The organism is Cellulosimicrobium sp. NPDC030954, from assembly GCF_055571305.1.
In genome coordinates, this window is record NZ_JBVIFN010000003.1 from 113,108 (window position 1) to 127,683 (window position 14,576).

At 72.1% G+C, this 14,576-nt stretch carries 14 protein-coding genes and 1 other RNA gene; 3 read left to right on the forward strand and 12 right to left on the reverse strand.

Going from position 1 to position 14,576, the window contains the following annotated elements; all coding sequences use genetic code 11:
• Positions 1-46: 46 nt before the first annotated feature.
• Positions 47-1,474 (forward strand): nicotinate phosphoribosyltransferase, encoded by a 1,428-nt coding sequence (locus ACZ402_RS08185; RefSeq protein ID WP_375822890.1) that lies wholly within the window; start codon positions 47-49, stop codon positions 1,472-1,474.
• 19 nt (positions 1,475-1,493) lie between these two features.
• On the opposite strand, the gene ACZ402_RS08190 is transcribed toward ACZ402_RS08185, so the two are convergent.
• The 9 genes from ACZ402_RS08190 to ACZ402_RS08230 all read right to left on the reverse strand — a co-directional run bounded on the left by ACZ402_RS08190 (position 1,494) and on the right by ACZ402_RS08230 (position 11,394).
• On the reverse strand, positions 1,494-3,347 hold the full coding sequence (locus ACZ402_RS08190; protein ID WP_375822891.1) for a DEAD/DEAH box helicase: 1,854 nt from the start codon (positions 3,345-3,347) through the stop codon (positions 1,494-1,496).
• Positions 3,344-3,679, reverse strand: a complete 336-nt coding sequence (locus tag ACZ402_RS08195) for a DUF3039 domain-containing protein (RefSeq protein WP_141388733.1) — start codon at positions 3,677-3,679, stop codon at positions 3,344-3,346. Before ACZ402_RS08195 ends, ACZ402_RS08190 begins: the two co-directional genes overlap by 4 nt.
• 187 nt (positions 3,680-3,866) lie before the next feature.
• Entirely contained in the window at positions 3,867-4,649 is a 783-nt protein-coding gene (nagB, locus tag ACZ402_RS08200; protein ID WP_375822892.1) for a glucosamine-6-phosphate deaminase, read from the reverse strand.
• Positions 4,649-5,677, reverse strand: a complete 1,029-nt coding sequence (locus tag ACZ402_RS08205; RefSeq protein ID WP_375822893.1) for an ROK family protein — start codon at positions 5,675-5,677, stop codon at positions 4,649-4,651. The genes nagB and ACZ402_RS08205 overlap by 1 nt, the downstream gene beginning before the upstream one ends.
• A 1-nt stretch (position 5,678) precedes the next feature.
• Positions 5,679-6,611, reverse strand: a complete 933-nt coding sequence (locus ACZ402_RS08210) for a carbohydrate ABC transporter permease (RefSeq protein ID WP_375822894.1) — start codon at positions 6,609-6,611, stop codon at positions 5,679-5,681.
• Positions 6,608-7,561, reverse strand: coding sequence for a carbohydrate ABC transporter permease (locus ACZ402_RS08215; RefSeq protein ID WP_375822895.1), 954 nt, complete (start codon positions 7,559-7,561; stop codon positions 6,608-6,610). Before ACZ402_RS08215 ends, ACZ402_RS08210 begins: the two co-directional genes overlap by 4 nt.
• A 151-nt stretch (positions 7,562-7,712) precedes the next feature.
• Positions 7,713-9,023, reverse strand: coding sequence for an extracellular solute-binding protein (locus ACZ402_RS08220; protein WP_375822896.1), 1,311 nt, complete (start codon positions 9,021-9,023; stop codon positions 7,713-7,715).
• 196 nt (positions 9,024-9,219) lie between these two features.
• Entirely contained in the window at positions 9,220-10,380 is a 1,161-nt protein-coding gene (locus ACZ402_RS08225; RefSeq protein WP_082141568.1) for an ROK family transcriptional regulator, read from the reverse strand.
• A gap of 132 nt (positions 10,381-10,512) precedes the next feature.
• Positions 10,513-11,394, reverse strand: coding sequence for a PfkB family carbohydrate kinase (locus tag ACZ402_RS08230; protein ID WP_375822897.1), 882 nt, complete (start codon positions 11,392-11,394; stop codon positions 10,513-10,515).
• Between the two features lie 150 nt (positions 11,395-11,544).
• Between ACZ402_RS08230 and ACZ402_RS08235 the strand changes: the two genes are divergently transcribed.
• The gene (locus ACZ402_RS08235) at positions 11,545-12,528 is read left to right on the forward strand and encodes a DUF4349 domain-containing protein (RefSeq protein ID WP_375822898.1); all 984 of its coding nucleotides are present in this window, start codon (positions 11,545-11,547) and stop codon (positions 12,526-12,528) included.
• Complete coding sequence (locus ACZ402_RS08240; protein WP_375822899.1) at positions 12,521-12,880, forward strand: hypothetical protein; 360 nt, start codon at positions 12,521-12,523, stop codon at positions 12,878-12,880. Before ACZ402_RS08235 ends, ACZ402_RS08240 begins: the two co-directional genes overlap by 8 nt.
• A gap of 80 nt (positions 12,881-12,960) precedes the next feature.
• Here the strand turns inward: ACZ402_RS08240 and ssrA are convergent.
• From ssrA to smpB, 3 genes are all read right to left on the reverse strand, one after another.
• Positions 12,961-13,327, reverse strand: a transfer-messenger RNA (tmRNA) gene (gene ssrA / locus ACZ402_RS08245).
• A 129-nt stretch (positions 13,328-13,456) separates the two neighbouring features.
• Positions 13,457-13,870 (reverse strand): hypothetical protein, encoded by a 414-nt coding sequence (locus ACZ402_RS08250; RefSeq protein ID WP_375822900.1) that lies wholly within the window; start codon positions 13,868-13,870, stop codon positions 13,457-13,459.
• A 99-nt stretch (positions 13,871-13,969) separates the two neighbouring features.
• Positions 13,970-14,440 carry an SsrA-binding protein SmpB gene (smpB, locus tag ACZ402_RS08255; RefSeq protein ID WP_375822901.1) on the reverse strand — a complete coding sequence of 157 codons (471 nt, stop codon included), beginning with the start codon at positions 14,438-14,440 and terminating at the stop codon, positions 13,970-13,972.
• Between the last annotated feature and the right edge of the window lie 136 nt (positions 14,441-14,576).

The following is a 14,576-nucleotide window of genomic DNA, read 5'->3' on the forward strand; positions in this document are numbered from 1 at the left end:
GCCTGTCGACACCCGTCGCGCCCGTCGCTGCCCTACCGTATTCCGCATGAGCCTCGCCGATCCGGGCAGCGTCGCCCTCTCCCCGACCGACAGCGCTGCCTCGCCGGGACAGGCCGGCCCGGTCCCGCAGCGCCCGCCGTACCGGCCGGTCGCGTCGACCGCCCTGCTCACCGACCGCTACGAGCTGACGATGCTCCAGGCCGCGCTCGCGGACGGCACCGCCGACCGGCACTGCCTGTTCGAGGTCTTCACGCGCCGCCTGCCCCCCGGGCGGCGCTACGGGGTCCTCGCGGGGACCGGACGCGTCCTCGAGGCGCTCTCGTCGTTCCGCTTCGGGGCCGAGGAGCTCGACTGGCTGCACGCCCAGTCCGTCGTCGACGACCGCACCCTCGAGTTCCTCGCGGGGTATCGGTTCACCGGGACGATCACGGGGTACGCCGAGGGTGAGGTCTTCTTCCCGCACTCCCCCGTGATGACCGTCGAGGGTACGTTCGCCGAGGCGGTCCTGCTCGAGACGCTCGTGCTCTCGATCCTCAACTACGACTCCGCCGTCGCGTCGGCCGCGTCGCGCATGACGAGCGCCGCCGTCGAGCGCCCCTGCCTCGAGATGGGCGCGCGTCGCGCGCACGAGCAGGCCGCCATCGCCGCGGCGCGCGCCGCCGTCGTCGGCGGGTTCGCCGGGACGTCGAACCTCGAGGCGGGACGCCGCTACGGGCTCGCGACCATCGGCACGGCCGCGCACGCCTTCACGCTCCTGCACGACGACGAGGAGTCCGCCTTCGCGTCGCAGGTCGCCTCCCTCGGGCCCGGCACGACCCTCCTCGTCGACACCTACGACGTGCGCAAGGGGGTCCAGAACGCGGTCCGCGCCGCCGGCGGACGGCTCGGCGCCGTCCGCCTCGACTCGGGTGACCTCGGTGTCCTCGCCGTCGAGGTGCGGCGCCAGCTCGACTCGCTCGGTGCGCACGACACGAGGATCACTGTCACGTCCGACCTCGACGAGTACGCCATCGCGTCGCTCGCCGCCGCCCCCGTGGACTCCTACGGCGTCGGCACCTCGCTCGTCACCGGCTCCGGCGCGCCCACGTGCGGCATGGTCTACAAGCTTGTCGCCCGCGCCGACTCCTCCGGCGTGCTCCAGCCCGTCGCCAAGGCGTCCACGGCCAAGACCAGCACCGGCGGGCGCAAGGTCGCGGCGCGCCGCTTCGACGTCGACGGCCGCGCGGTCGAGGAGGTCGTCGTCACCGGCGCCGACCTCCCCGTCCAGGAGTGGGAGCCCGACGACGGCGACCTGCGGCCCCTGCAGGTCCCGCTCGTCGTCGACGGCGCGGTCGACTCGCGCTGGGTCGGTTCCTACGGCGTCCAGAACGCCGCGCACCGCCACCGCGAGGCCCGCGCCGAGCTGCCCCGCGGCGCACGGCGCCTCTCCGCCGGCGACCCCGCGATCCCGACGGTCGTGCACACGCTCCCCTGACGCGCGGGGCCGGTCTCGGCTACCGCTTGCCGACGAACCAGCCGCGGACGGTCGCGACGCGGGCGTCGAGCTGTTCGACCGTCGCGAGCGGCACCTCGGGGCCGCCGCAGCGGCGGCGCAGCTCGGTGTGCACCGAGCCGTGCGGCTGCCCGCTGCGGCGGGACCACGCCGAGACGAGCTGCTGGAGCTCCTTGCGGAGCTCCGCCGCCCGGCGGTGGTCCATCTCGGACCGCTCCCGCTCCGCCGACTGCGTGATCTTCGAGCGGGCGCTCATCTGGTCCGCCTGGCGCTGCCGCAGCAGCGTGGTGACCTGGTCGGCGTCGAGGAGGCCCGGCAGGCCGAGGAAGTCGAGCTCCTCGTCCGACCCGACGTCCGCGCCCGTGCCGAACTCGCCGCCGTCGAACAGCACGCGGTCGAACGAGGCCTGAGCCTCGAGCGCCTCGAACGAGCCCTGGACGAGCTCGCCCGACGCCTTGTCCTCCCGGTTCGCCTCCGCCAGGAGCGCGTCCTCGGGATTGAAGCCCTCGCCCTGCTCCTCCGCGGTGAGCGGCCGGTCGAGCGCATGGTCGCGCTCGATCTCGAGCCCGTTCGCGAGCTCCAGCAGGTGCGGGACGCTCGGCAGGAAGACCGACGCAGTCTCGCCCCTCTTGCGCGCCCGCACGAACCGTCCGACCGCCTGCGCGAAGAACAGCGGGGTCGCCGTCGAGGTCGCGTACACGCCGACGGCGAGGCGCGGGACGTCCACGCCCTCCGACACCATGCGCACGGCGACCATCCACCGGCCGTCGCCGTCGGAGAACTCCTCGATGCGGCTGCTCGCCCCGTCGTCGTCGGAGAGGACGACCGTCGGGGACTTCCCGGTGATGCGCGCGAGGTGGCCTGCGTAGGCACGCGCGTCGGTCTGGTCCGTTGCGATGACGAGACCCCCGGCGTCGGGGATCGCGCGCCGCACCTCCGTGAGCCGCTTGTCGGCCGCGGCGAGGACCGACGGGATCCACTCGCCGTTCGGGTCGAGCGCGGTGCGCCACGCCTGGCCGGTCATGTCCTTGGTGAGCGCCTCGCCGAGACGCGCGCTCACCTCGTCGCCGGCCTTGGTGCGCCAGCGCATGTTGCCCGAGTACGACAGGAACAGCACCGGCCGGACGACGTGGTCGCGCAGCGCGTCGCCGTAGCCGTACGTGTAGTCCGCGCGCGAGCGGCGGATGCCGTCGGGGCCGCGCTCGTACTCGACGAACGGGATCGCCGCGGTGTCGGAGCGGAACGGCGTGCCCGTGAGGGCGAGACGGCGCGTCGCGTCCTCGAACGCCTCGCGCACCGCGTCGCCCCACGACAGCGCGTCGCCGCCGTGGTGCACCTCGTCGAGGATGACGAGCGTCCGGTCGGCGGTCGTGCGTGCCGCGTGCAGCGCGGGCTTGGCGGCGATCTGCGCGTAGGTCAGCGCGACGCCGTCGTAGTGGGCGCCGTGCCGCCCCTGGCTGTTGCGGAAGTTGGGGTCGATCCGGATTCCCACGCGCGCGGCCGCGTCGGCCCACTGGTGCTTGAGGTGCTCGGTCGGCGCGACGACCGTCACCCGGCGCACCACACCCTGCTCCAGGAGCTCGGTCGCGACGCGCAGCGCGAACGTCGTCTTGCCGGCGCCAGGGGTCGCGACGGCGAGGAAGTCTCGCGGCGCGCGCGTGCGGTACAGCTCGAGTGCCTCGGCCTGCCACGCGCGCAGCTTCGACGCCGAGCCCCAGGGGGCACGACGCGGGAACGCGGGCGAGAGGTGCGACGCCGCCGCCGACGAGGGGCTCTGCGGCGCGGGCGGGGTGGTCCTGCTACGGGTGTCGGGGGCGGAGTGACCGGTGGACGTCGTCTGGTGCTCCCCGCTCACTTGCCGGAGTCACCCTCGCCGTCCTGCGGGTCTCGCAGCCCCTCGTAGATCTCCTTGCACGTGGGGCACACGGGGAACTTGTTCGGGTCGCGGCCGGGTACCCAGACCTTGCCGCACAGCGCGATCACCGGCTTGCCGGAGAGCGCGGACTCCATGATCTTCTCCTTGCGCACGTAGTGCGCGAAGCGCTCGTGGTCGCCCGGCTCGGTCTGCTCGCGCGTCTCCTCGCGCTCGAGCACCCCGGTCGACGTGCCGGTCGTCGGCTCGGTCGCAGGGTTCCGGAACGGGTCCTCAGGACCGCCGGGGGGTGTGCTCGCACGGAGTTCGATCATGGGGGGAAGTCTACGTCGGCGTGCCGACACCTGGGGGTCCGCACCACGTCCTCGGCGGCACGTACGGACCCGAGCACGGGGAACGAGAGAGCCCGCCGGCGCGGCGGTCCAGGGGCGTGGACCGCGCGCCGGCGGGCAGCTGTGCCTCGCGGGCCACGGCCCGCGAGAGTTCATCGGCAGAGAGTGACTACAGGCCCTGCCAGCCCGGCTTCGACGCGTACGTCTGGCGGTAGTAGTCACCGAGCTGCAGTCGCGAGGCCGCCGCGTCGTCGACCAGGACCGTCGCGTGCGGGTGCATCTGCATGATCGTCGCGGGCCACAGCGCGCTGATCGGGCCCTCCACGAGCTGGTGCACCGCCTCCGCCTTGCCCTTGCCCGTCGCCAGCAGCACCAGGTGCCGCGCCGACATGATCGTCGCCAGCCCCTGCGTCAGGCAGTGCCGCGGCACCCGGTCCACGTCGTCACCGAAGAACCGCGCGTTGTCCTCGCGGGTCTGCGCCGTCAACGTCTTGATCCGCGTCCGCGACGCCAGCGACGACCCCGGCTCGTTGAACGCGATGTGGCCGTCCGTCCCGATGCCCAGGATCTGCAGGTCCACGCCCCCGGCGGCCGCGATCGACTCCTCGTAGGCCTCGCACGCCGCGACCAGGTCCTCGGCGTTGCCGTCCGGTCCCTGGACCGCGCCCGGGGCGAAGTCCACGCGCGAGGCGATCTCCGTCTCGATCACGTTGCGGTACCGCTCCGGGTGCTCCGCCGGGAGGCCCACGTACTCGTCCAGCATGAACGCCTTGACTCCCGCGAACGACAGCCCGTCCTCACGGTGCCGGCGCGCCAGCTCGTCGTACACCTTCAGCGGCGACGAACCCGTCGCCAGCCCCAGCACCGACTCCGGCTTCGACCGCACCAACCCTTCGATCGCGTCCGCAGCCAGCACCGCCAACCGCTCCGCAGGAGCGATCACGACCTCCATCACTTCACCTTTCGACGGCCGACGAGGGCAGCGCCCACCGCGGCGACGGGTACGTCCGCCGGAGCGAGCGAGACCCGCTCGGCGAGACGCAACGAGGACAGGAACGGGGACGTGCTCGACTGCGCGTCGAGCGCCGCGCGCACGGCGTCGAGGAGCGGCTGCCCCAGGGCGGACACACCGCCGCCGAGGACCACGTGCCGGACGTCGACCGTCAGCTCCAGGATCCGCACCGCGGAGGCGACGGCGGACGCGAACTCGTCCTTGATCCGGATCGCCTCCGGGTCGCCGGCGGCGGCCGCGTCGAAGAGCTCCGCGGGCGCGGGCCGGCCGTGGCGCGACGGCCACCGCGCGGACACGGCAGAGCCGGAGGCGTAGACCTCGACGCACCCCCGCTGACCGCACGCGCACTCGGGCCCGTGCGGGTCGATCGGGATGTGGCCGATCTCGCCCGCCGCGCCGCTCACGCCCCGCCGCAGCTCACCACCCAGGACGATCCCGGCAGCGAGACCGGTCCCCAGCGCGAGGAACGCGAGGTCCGACCCGTCGTCGCCGCGCAGGTGCGAGGCACCGAGCGCAGCGACGTTGAGGTCGTTGTCCACCTGGACCGGGACACCACCAAGCTCCGCCGACAGTGCCTCGGCGAGCGCGAAGCGCCCACCCTCGATGCCGAGGTTGACGGCGTGCATGACCGAGCCGTCCTCGGGGTCCACCAGCCCCGGCACGCCCACGCCGACGCCGTCGACGTCCGCGAGCTCCGCGCCCGCGCGGCGCACCACCTCACGGACGGCGCGGGCGGCGCTGGACACGACGCCCTGCGGCCCGCGCACCGTCGGCAGGCGCAGGGTCTCCCGTGCCACGCCGTCGGGCCCGAGGAAGGCGGCGAGCACCTTGGTCCCGCCGATGTCGAGACCGACCGCGCTCCCGGTCCCCGGGGCGTCGCACCGCGACGTGCCACGGGGGCCGGGGCGTCCGGCCAGGGCTGCGGCTGCCTCGCCGTTCAGCGAGGCAGCCGTGCTCAGGTCGCTCACGTCAGCCCTTCACCGCACCCGAGACGAGGCCACCGGTCATTCGACCCTGGACGATGAGGAAGAACACCACCGCCGGGATCGCGATGAGCACCGATCCCGCCATCAGAGCGCCCCAGTTGGTCGCCTGCGTCGCCTGTTGGAACGTGCGCAGCCACACCGGAAGGGTCATCGACTCGGGACGCGACATGATGATCAGCGCCATGACGAACTCGTTCCAGGCCTGGATGAAGGCGAAGACGCCCGTCGCGACGAGTCCAGGCGCGAGGAGAGGGAAGGTGATCTTCCAGAACGCCTTGCCACGCGAGCAGCCGTCGATCATCGCGGCCTCTTCGAGGTCGGCCGGAACGCCGTTCACGAAGCCACGCAGCGTCCAGATCGTGAAGGGCAGGACCCCGGAGACGTAGACGATGCCCAGGCCCACGACCGTGTTGAGCATCTGCCAGCCGTCGATGATCCGGAAGATCGAGATCATCATCGCCTCGCCCGGGATCATCTGAACGACGAGGATCGCGATGATGAACGTGCGACGGCCCTTGAACCGGAACCGGGTCACCGCGAGCGACGCGAGGAATCCGAGCACCATCGCGATGATCAACGTGAAGAACGTCACCGTCAGGGAGTTACCCATCGCGGGCACGAAGGGCGCTCGCGAGTCGTCGGTGATGGCCGTCACATAGTTGTTCAGGGTGAAGACATCGGGCGTCGGGAAGAACTGCAGATCTGTACCGCGCACGAGATTCGTCGGCAGGAACGAGGTGTTGACCATCCAGTACACCGGGAACACCGATGCCGCGAAGACGATGATCGCGATGATCGAGTAGCCGACGTTCGCGACCTTCTTGCGCTGCGTCTCACGGCTCTTGCGCGGGGCCGACCTGGGCACACCGGCGGCATGGCGGACCGAAGTCTGGGGAGTGGTCGAGATGGTGCTCACAGTTCTTCCTCCCGGACCGTCTGGCGCACGTAGTAGAAGGAGATGGCCAACATGATGAACACGAAGATCACCGAGATCGCGCCAGCGACTCCGTAGTGCCCCTGGGCCATACCCGTCTGGTAGATGTACACGCCGATCGTGTTCGTCTTCTCCCGGTCGCCGCCCACACCCTGGAGCGCGTAGATCTGTGTGAAGACGCGGAGATCCCAGATGATCGACAGCACGATCAGCACGGTGATGATGCTGCGGACGTAGGGGACCATGATGAGGCGGAAACGTTGAACCGGACCCGCGCCGTCGAGCTGCGCGGCCTCGAGCACCTCGCCGGGAATCTGCGTCAGGCCCGCGTACATCGTGAAGGCGACGAACGGGATCGCTCCCCAGACGATGATGAGCGTGGCGATGAGGAAGAACTGGAGCGGGTTGAGGAGCCACGAGTGGCCCATCCAGTTGTCGCCGGTGATCGTCGTCAGGAGGTTGTTGATCACGCCGTACTGGGTGTCGAAGATCCAGCCCCAGACGATCGTCGCGGCGAGGGCGGGCATGGCCCAGGCGAGGAGCAGGCCGACCGAGACCAGCAGGCGGAAGCCCTTGCCGAGCCGCATCATGAGCAGCGCGATGAGCGTGCCCAGGACCATCGTCAACGCGACGCAGACGACCATGAAGACGAAGCTGCGCAGCAGCACGGTCCAGAAGCCGTCGACGTCGGTGAGGACCTGGACGTAGTTGTCGAAGCCGACCCACTCGGCGGGCTGGCCCATGAGCTGGGCCCGCTCGTACTCCTGGAACGACATGACGATCAGTCGGACGATCGGGTACCCGACCAGCACCCCCAGCACGACGAGGCTGGGGACGAGGAGCGTCCAGGGCAGGACCGGTGGACGCCGCTTCTTGGGGGGCCGCACGGCGCCGGGGCGCTCGGTGCGGGGTTCGAGGGTGGTTGAGCTCATTTCCTCACTCCGTCAGGGGTGCGCGGTGGTGCGCGGGGACGTGCCGACGGCCCGTCATGGGAAGGGGTGGGGGCTCCCACGAGGAGACCCCACCCCTGACGGCTCGAGCCTCCGGTGGCGCCCGGACGAGCCCGGGCGCCACCGGACGGGCTCAGCTGTTGAGGATCTCCTCGATCTTCGCGTCCAGCTCGGTGGCGACAGTGTTGACGTCGTCACCGTTCGCGATCCGCGTGAAGGCGGTCTGGAGCACGTTCTGCGCCTCGACGTCCGCCCACTTGGGCGACGGCGGGGTGAGGCGCGTGTTCGCCGCAGCCGCGACACCGGCCTGGGCGATCGGGTTGTCCTGCGGGACCTCGCTCGAGAGCGAGACGCGGGCCGGGATGAGACCGTTCTGCGCCAGGATCGTCTGGTACTCGTCGCTCATCATGATCTCGAACGCCTTGAACGCGAGCTCAGGGTTGTTCGACTTCTGCGCCACGGCGATGTTCGAGCCACCGGCGAAGACCTGCGCGGTCGTGCCGGCCTCCTTGCCCGGGAGCGGGAAGGCCGTGAGGTCGGCGCCGTAGGTCGAGGCGCAGCCGGGGACGCCGTCCGGCGTCTCGGGCTCCTCCGGAGCGTTGATGGACCACTGGATCCACGTCGGCGCCGAGAGGAACGCGACGTTGCCCTCGCAGAACGGCACCTGGAGGTCGGTCTCCTGACCGTCCTTCGGCGCGAGCGACGCGTTGAGCATGAGGTCCTGGACCTGCGCGAGGCCGGCGAGGCCGCCCTCGCTCGAGAAGCCCGCCTCCCACTCGCCGGAGTCGTTCTGCTCGGCGATGAAGCCGCCGTTCTCCCACACGAACGGGAGCGCGTTGTACCAGTCCTGGCCGGGCCAGTAGACGCCCGAGCGGGTGTCGGTCTTGAGCGACTTGCCCAGCGCGACGTACTCGTCGAGCGTCGTCGGGACGGTGATCTCCGAGCCGATGGCCGACGGCGAGTAGAACACGGCGCGCGAGCCGGCGTAGTACGGCAGCGCGTAGTGCTTCTCGTCCCAGTCGCCGGCCTCGACGAAGCCCTTGAGCAGGTCGTCGCCGCCGAAGGACTGGAACTCCTCCTCCGTGATCTCACGGAAGTAGCCCGCGGACGTGAACGCCGGGGACTGCGTGTTGCCGACCTCGACGACGTCCGGGCTGTCCGACCCGGAGAGCGACGTCGTCAGCTTGTCGACGAGGCCGGTCCAGGACTGCTCCTCGATCGTGAGGGTGCTGCCCGGGTTCTCCTCCTCGAACGTCGTCTTGAGGTACTCGCGCGCGGCGTCGGGCGTGTCCGAGCCGTTGAGCCAGACGCGGATGTCGCCGGTCGTGGCCTCGGTCTCGCCGGAGCCGTTGTCGCCGCTCCCGCCGGTGCTGCAGGCGGTCAGCGCGAGCGCCAGGGTGATCGTCGACGCCACGGAGGCGGCGACGAGACGGTTCCTCTTCACTGGGTGCTTCCTCTCGGTGATTCTTGGTGGCGGCGTCAGTGACGCCACCGGAGGTGTGGCAGGAGTCCTGCGTAATCGAGCGCGTGCAGGGGTACTGCGTTCCTGGGGATGCTGTTCTGGGGTTCCCCAGGAGGTCTGAGGGCTGGGACGAACCGGCCCCGGTCGGGCGGTGGGGGTCAGTCCGAGCGTCGTCGGCTCATGAGACCCCCAGCTGTCCGGACAGGACGAGGACGGCTGCCCCGGCTAGGACGACGTCTTCGTCGAGCGTGGCCATCCGCACCTGGAGCCCGCTGCCGATGACCGGCATCGTGCGGGAGCGGATGGTCTCGAACGCCGCCTCGCGCAGCGGCCCGTCGAGCAGGTCCGCAGGACCGCTGACGAGCACCTCCGCGAGGTTGAGCGCACTGACGACAGGTGCCAGAGCGATGCCCAGCGTCCTGCCCACCGACGCCAGGACGGCGTCGGAAGCCTCGGTGTCGAGCCCGTCCACCGCGCGGCGCAGCGCCGGCACGGACAGGACGGTCTCCAGGCAGCCGCGGCGCCCGCAGGCACACGGCTCGCCGTCGTCGACGACGGTCACGTGCCCCAGCTCGCCGGCCGCGTCCGCGTGCCCGCGCACCCGTGCGCCGTCGACCATGATCCCGGCGCCCACGCCCTCGCCCACGGTGAGGACGAGCAGGCCGTCACCGGCCGCGCCGCCGAACGTGAACTCACCGAGCGCGGCGATGTTCGCGTCGTTGGCCACGTGGACCGCGAGGCCGAGCCGCTCGGTGAGCTGCGCGGCGAGCGGGACGTCGTACCAGCGTCGGTTGGGCGCCTCGATGACGCGACCCTCGGCGTCGACGACGCCGGGCGACCCGATCCCCACGCCGATGACCGGCTGGGTGGCGGACGCGATGAGGCCGCGGCAGAAGCGCGTGAGGAGGTCGACCAGCTCGGTGCCGGTGCGGCCGTCGACCGCCAGGCTCTGCCGGACGACGAAGTCGCCGGTGAGCGTGAGGACGGCGCCGCGCAGCACCTCGTCGTCGGTGAGGTCCACGGAGACGATCTGGTAGGCGCTGGTGCGCATCCCGACGAGGATCGCGGGCTTGCCGACGCGCTGGCCCGGGCGGACGCCGAGCTCCTCGACGAGGCCCTCCGCGATGAGCACGGACACGAGGTCCGAGATCGTCACCCGGGTGAGGGACGTGGCGCGGGCCAGGTCGGCGCGCGAGGTGGGTCCCTCGTGGAACAGGTGCTGCAGCACGAGGGACCGGTTGTGGGCCCGAGCGTGCTCGGGCAGCACCTTCGAGGTCGGCCTGAGCCCTGTGCTCAGACGCCTCCTCGGTGCTCCGGTCCCGGTGACTGCCGTTGTCATGTTTGTTAGTAGACTGCCTTTACTAAGTGGCTGTCAACTTCCTCGCGGCTTCGTGACCGAAATGTTGCCGATCGGCCCTCGCCACGGGACCTGGGTCCCGGGCACGGCGGCCCCTGGACCCGCCCGTCCTCCTCAGGGCGTCGCCGCCCCGACCCAGCCCCGCGCGCCCGGATGCTCCACCGAGCGCGACGCCACGACGACCGCCTCCTCGAGCGCGGCCCGCCACGACGCGCCGCGCGACCGCCCCGCCGCGAACGCGCCGTGGACGACGTCGCCCGCCCCGAGGGTGTCGACGACGCGCTCCGGCTCGGGGACCGCGACCTCGTAGCGCTCCCCCGCGTCGAGCACCTCGACGGCACGCGGTCCGCGCGTGCGGGCGACGAACAGCGGCCCGAGCGCCGCGACCGCGGCGAGCACGTCGCCCGCCCCGACCCCCGGCGGCCGGAAGTCCGCCGACACCACCACCGCGTCGCACAGCCCGATCATCCGGGCGGCGTCCGGCTTCCACGACCCGCCGTCGAGCACGACGGCCGTGCCCCGCTCGCGCGCCTGACGAGCCATCTCGAGGGCGAGGCCCGGGAGGTGCCCGTCCAGCAGCAGGACGTCACGCGGCCCGACACCGTCGAGGAGCCCGGGGCCGTCGGCCGTGGCGCGAGCCGCGAGGTCGCCGAACCCGGACGCGTTGGTGCTCACGACGGCGCGCTCGCCGGTGGTCCGCGTGACGAGCACGGTCGAGACGGCGAGGTGCCCGCCGGCCGTCTCCCCCGCGGCGTCGACCAGGTCGACGCCGCAGTCCGCGAGCTCGCGACGGACGACCGCGGCGAGCGGCCCGTCCCCGACCGCGGTGACGAGCCGCGTGGGGACGCCGAGCGCGACGGCGGTCGCGGCGGCGTTGGCGGCGGGTCCTCCGAAGGTCGCGGACAGGGACCGCGCGACGACCTTCTCGTCAGGACGCGGCAGCGCGTCGACGACCTGGACGACGTCGAGGGTCACGAGACCGCAGCACACCAGCACGCGACCATCCTGCCGTGCCGGGGCTCCGGGGCGCGCCGCCGTCCACGGTCGGGGGTGTCGCGCTGCGGTTGGATCACGACCAGTTCACAAGACGGTCACGATGTCGCGTGCGGTGTCCGGTTCGCGCGCTTGGCCCCCTACTCTCGCAGCATGCGGACCACTCGCCCCCTCGCCGTCGTCGCTGCGCTCCTGCTCGGCGGCGCCCTCCTGGCGGGCTGCTCCGCGTCCTCGGGTGACATGGCGTCGTACTCCGTGGACGACGGCGGCGCGGCCTCGGAGGTCGCGGGGAGCGGGGCGGCAGACGCCCCCGGCGACGCGTCCTCAGGGATCGCCCCCGGGGACGAGGACGCCGTCGCCGCGGCGGACCGGGAGATCGTCACCACGGGGTCGGTCACGGTCGTGGCCGCCGACCCGTCGGCGGCGGCAGACGCGGTCGCCGACCTCGCGGAGAGCGCGGGCGGCCGGGTCGAGAGCCGGCGGCAGTCGGAGCCCGAGGGCGACGCGCGCGCGTCGGCCGAGCTCACGATCCGCGTGCCGTCGGCGCAGACGACCGCCACCGTCGACGCGCTCGACCAGGTGGGCGAGGTGCGCGACCTGTCGATCGAGGCGGTCGACGTGACCGGGACCGCACGCGACCTCGACGCCCGCGTCGACGCCCTGACGACGTCGGTCGAACGGCTGCGCACGCTCATGGGCGACGCCGCCACCACCGCGGACCTGCTCGCCGCGGAGCAGGAGCTGACGACGCGCCAGGCCGAGCTGGAGTCGCTCCAGTCGCAGCGGGCGGCGCTCACGGACCAGGTCTCCATGTCGACCCTGCACGTCACGCTCGTGCAGGTCGCGCCCGCCGAGCAGCTCGCCCCCGGAGGCTTCCTCGGGGGCCTGCAGAACGGCTGGAACGCCCTGCTCGTGACGCTCAACGGGCTCGTCGTCGTCCTCGGGGCCCTGCTCCCGTGGCTCGTGGTCGCCGGGGTCGTGCTGGTCGTGGTCCGGTGGGTGCTGCGCCGGTCGCGGCGTCGCGCCGACGACGGTGGCACGCCGCCGACCGCGGCCGACCGTCCAGGGCCCGACGACGGCCCCGACGCTCCGGTCGCGAGCCGCGAGCCGCTCGTCGGGGCGTCCACGCATGACTGACCCAGCCTCCGCGACGACCCCGCCGACCGGGCGGGTCGCGCGCCTCTGGCACGACGCGGACGGCGCCTCGCGACCGGTCGGGCACCTCGTGACGCGCGTGTGCACGCACTGGGACACCGTCGGGCCCTACGCCTTCCCGCGGCACGTGAACCCCGAGCCGCGCGTGCAGTGGCGCGCCCACCTCGACGACACCGACCCGGCCCTGGCCGAGGACCTGTACAGCGACGACCCCGAGGCGCCGCCGCTCCCCCGCGAGGACGGCGACGGCCTCGTCGTGCGGGGGCGACGGCTGCGGGTCGAGTGGCTCGACGGCGAGGAGGCGGCCGCCGCCTGGGCGCAGCACGGCTGGTGACGGACCGTCCGAGGGGTCGACGTCCGCCCACGGAGACGACGACGGCCCGCACCCTCGAGGGGTGCGGGCCGTTGCCGCAGGGGTGGAGGTGCGGGGAATCGAACCCCGGTCCGGTGACGCCGATCGAGGACTTCTCCGGGCGCAGTCTGCTGTCGTTTTTCTCGGCCCCCGCACTCACGCAGACAAGATGCGGACGGGCTCAGTCACCTGAAAGTCCCCGCAGCCCCGATGACGAGGACTACGAGCAGTGGCTCTCTAGATGACGCCAGGATCCGAGTCGAGAGCTAGCTCGGGCTGACGGACTTCGGGGCTCGCTCAGGCGGCGAGGGCGAAGTCGGTGCGCTTGTTATCGGCACCTGTGGTTTGCAGACATCGTTAACGAGATAAGCCTGCATCCTCGGCCCGCTTCTCCTCGAAGCACGACCACCGTCGAAACCGATCACCCCCTGTGGAGTTGTCAAACCACTGCGCGGTTCCCGGGCGGACCCGGTCCTCGCTCAGCAGGACAAGCCTACGGGATGAACGCCGACTGCCGCACCGTTATTTCCGCGCGGCCGGACGCCGCCGGGCTCGCGCCTACTTCTTGCGGCTCAGCGCGTCCACGAGCAGACCGCCCGCGATCCCGAGGAGGAACACGTCCTTCGCGAGCCCGGTGCCCTGCTCGGTCGGCCGCACACCGTCCTCGCGCGTCATGCCCGGGGTCTTCAGGTACATGCCCACGAGCCCGGCCGAGAAGACGCCCAGGCCCACGGCCACGAGCCCGGTCGGGACGAACGGGGCGACCAGCGCCGCGCCGAGCGCGATCTCCGTGGTCGAGAGCGCCTTCGTGAACTGCCTCGGCTCGACGTCCTCGAGGAACGAGTACGTCCCGGCGGCCATGCCGTGGATCCCCTGCGCGGTCGCCTCGTCCGCCCCGCGCTTGTTCAGGCCGGAGTTGAGGATGTACGCACCCGCCGCGAGGCGCGGGATGTACTGACGGAGCTTGACCATGGGGCCTCCTGGTTCGTGGTCGTCTTCTCGCCCTCGACCGTACGTCGAGGGCGACGACGCCACCAGCGGGTGGGGCCGTCGGCCCGAACCCCGCCAGGGTCAGCGCAGCTCGCGCTGCCGTATCGCGCGCTGCGCCTCGCGGTTGTCCTGCTTCTCGCGCAGGGCCTGCCGCTTGTCGTACTCCTTCTTGCCGCGTGCGAGCGCGATCTCGACCTTGGCCCGGCCGTCGAGGAAGTACAGCGCGAGGGGCACGATCGTGTGCCCCTTCTCGCGCGTCTTGGACTCGAGGCGCAGGATCTCCTCCTTGTGCAGGAGCAGCTTGCGCTTGCGCCGCGGGGCGTGGTTGTTCCACGTGCCCTCGGTGTACTCCGGGATGTGGACGTTCTCCAGCCAGGCCTCGCCCCGGTCGACGGCGACGTAGCCGTCGACGAGCGAGGCCCGCCCCATCCGCAGCGCCTTGACCTCGGTGCCCGACAGGACGATCCCCGCCTCGTACACGTCCTCGATCACGTAGTCGTGGCGTGCCTTGCGGTTGCTGGCGACGACCTTGCGGCCGGTGTCCTTCGCCATCCGTGTCCTACCGTCCTTCGCTGTCGTGTCGTCGCCGGAGCACCAGCGTACGGGTGCCCGACGCCGCCCGGTACCGATTATCCCCTGCGCCCGGGACGGCGGGGGCCGGGCCGACCGTGCGGGGCACGGTCGTGCT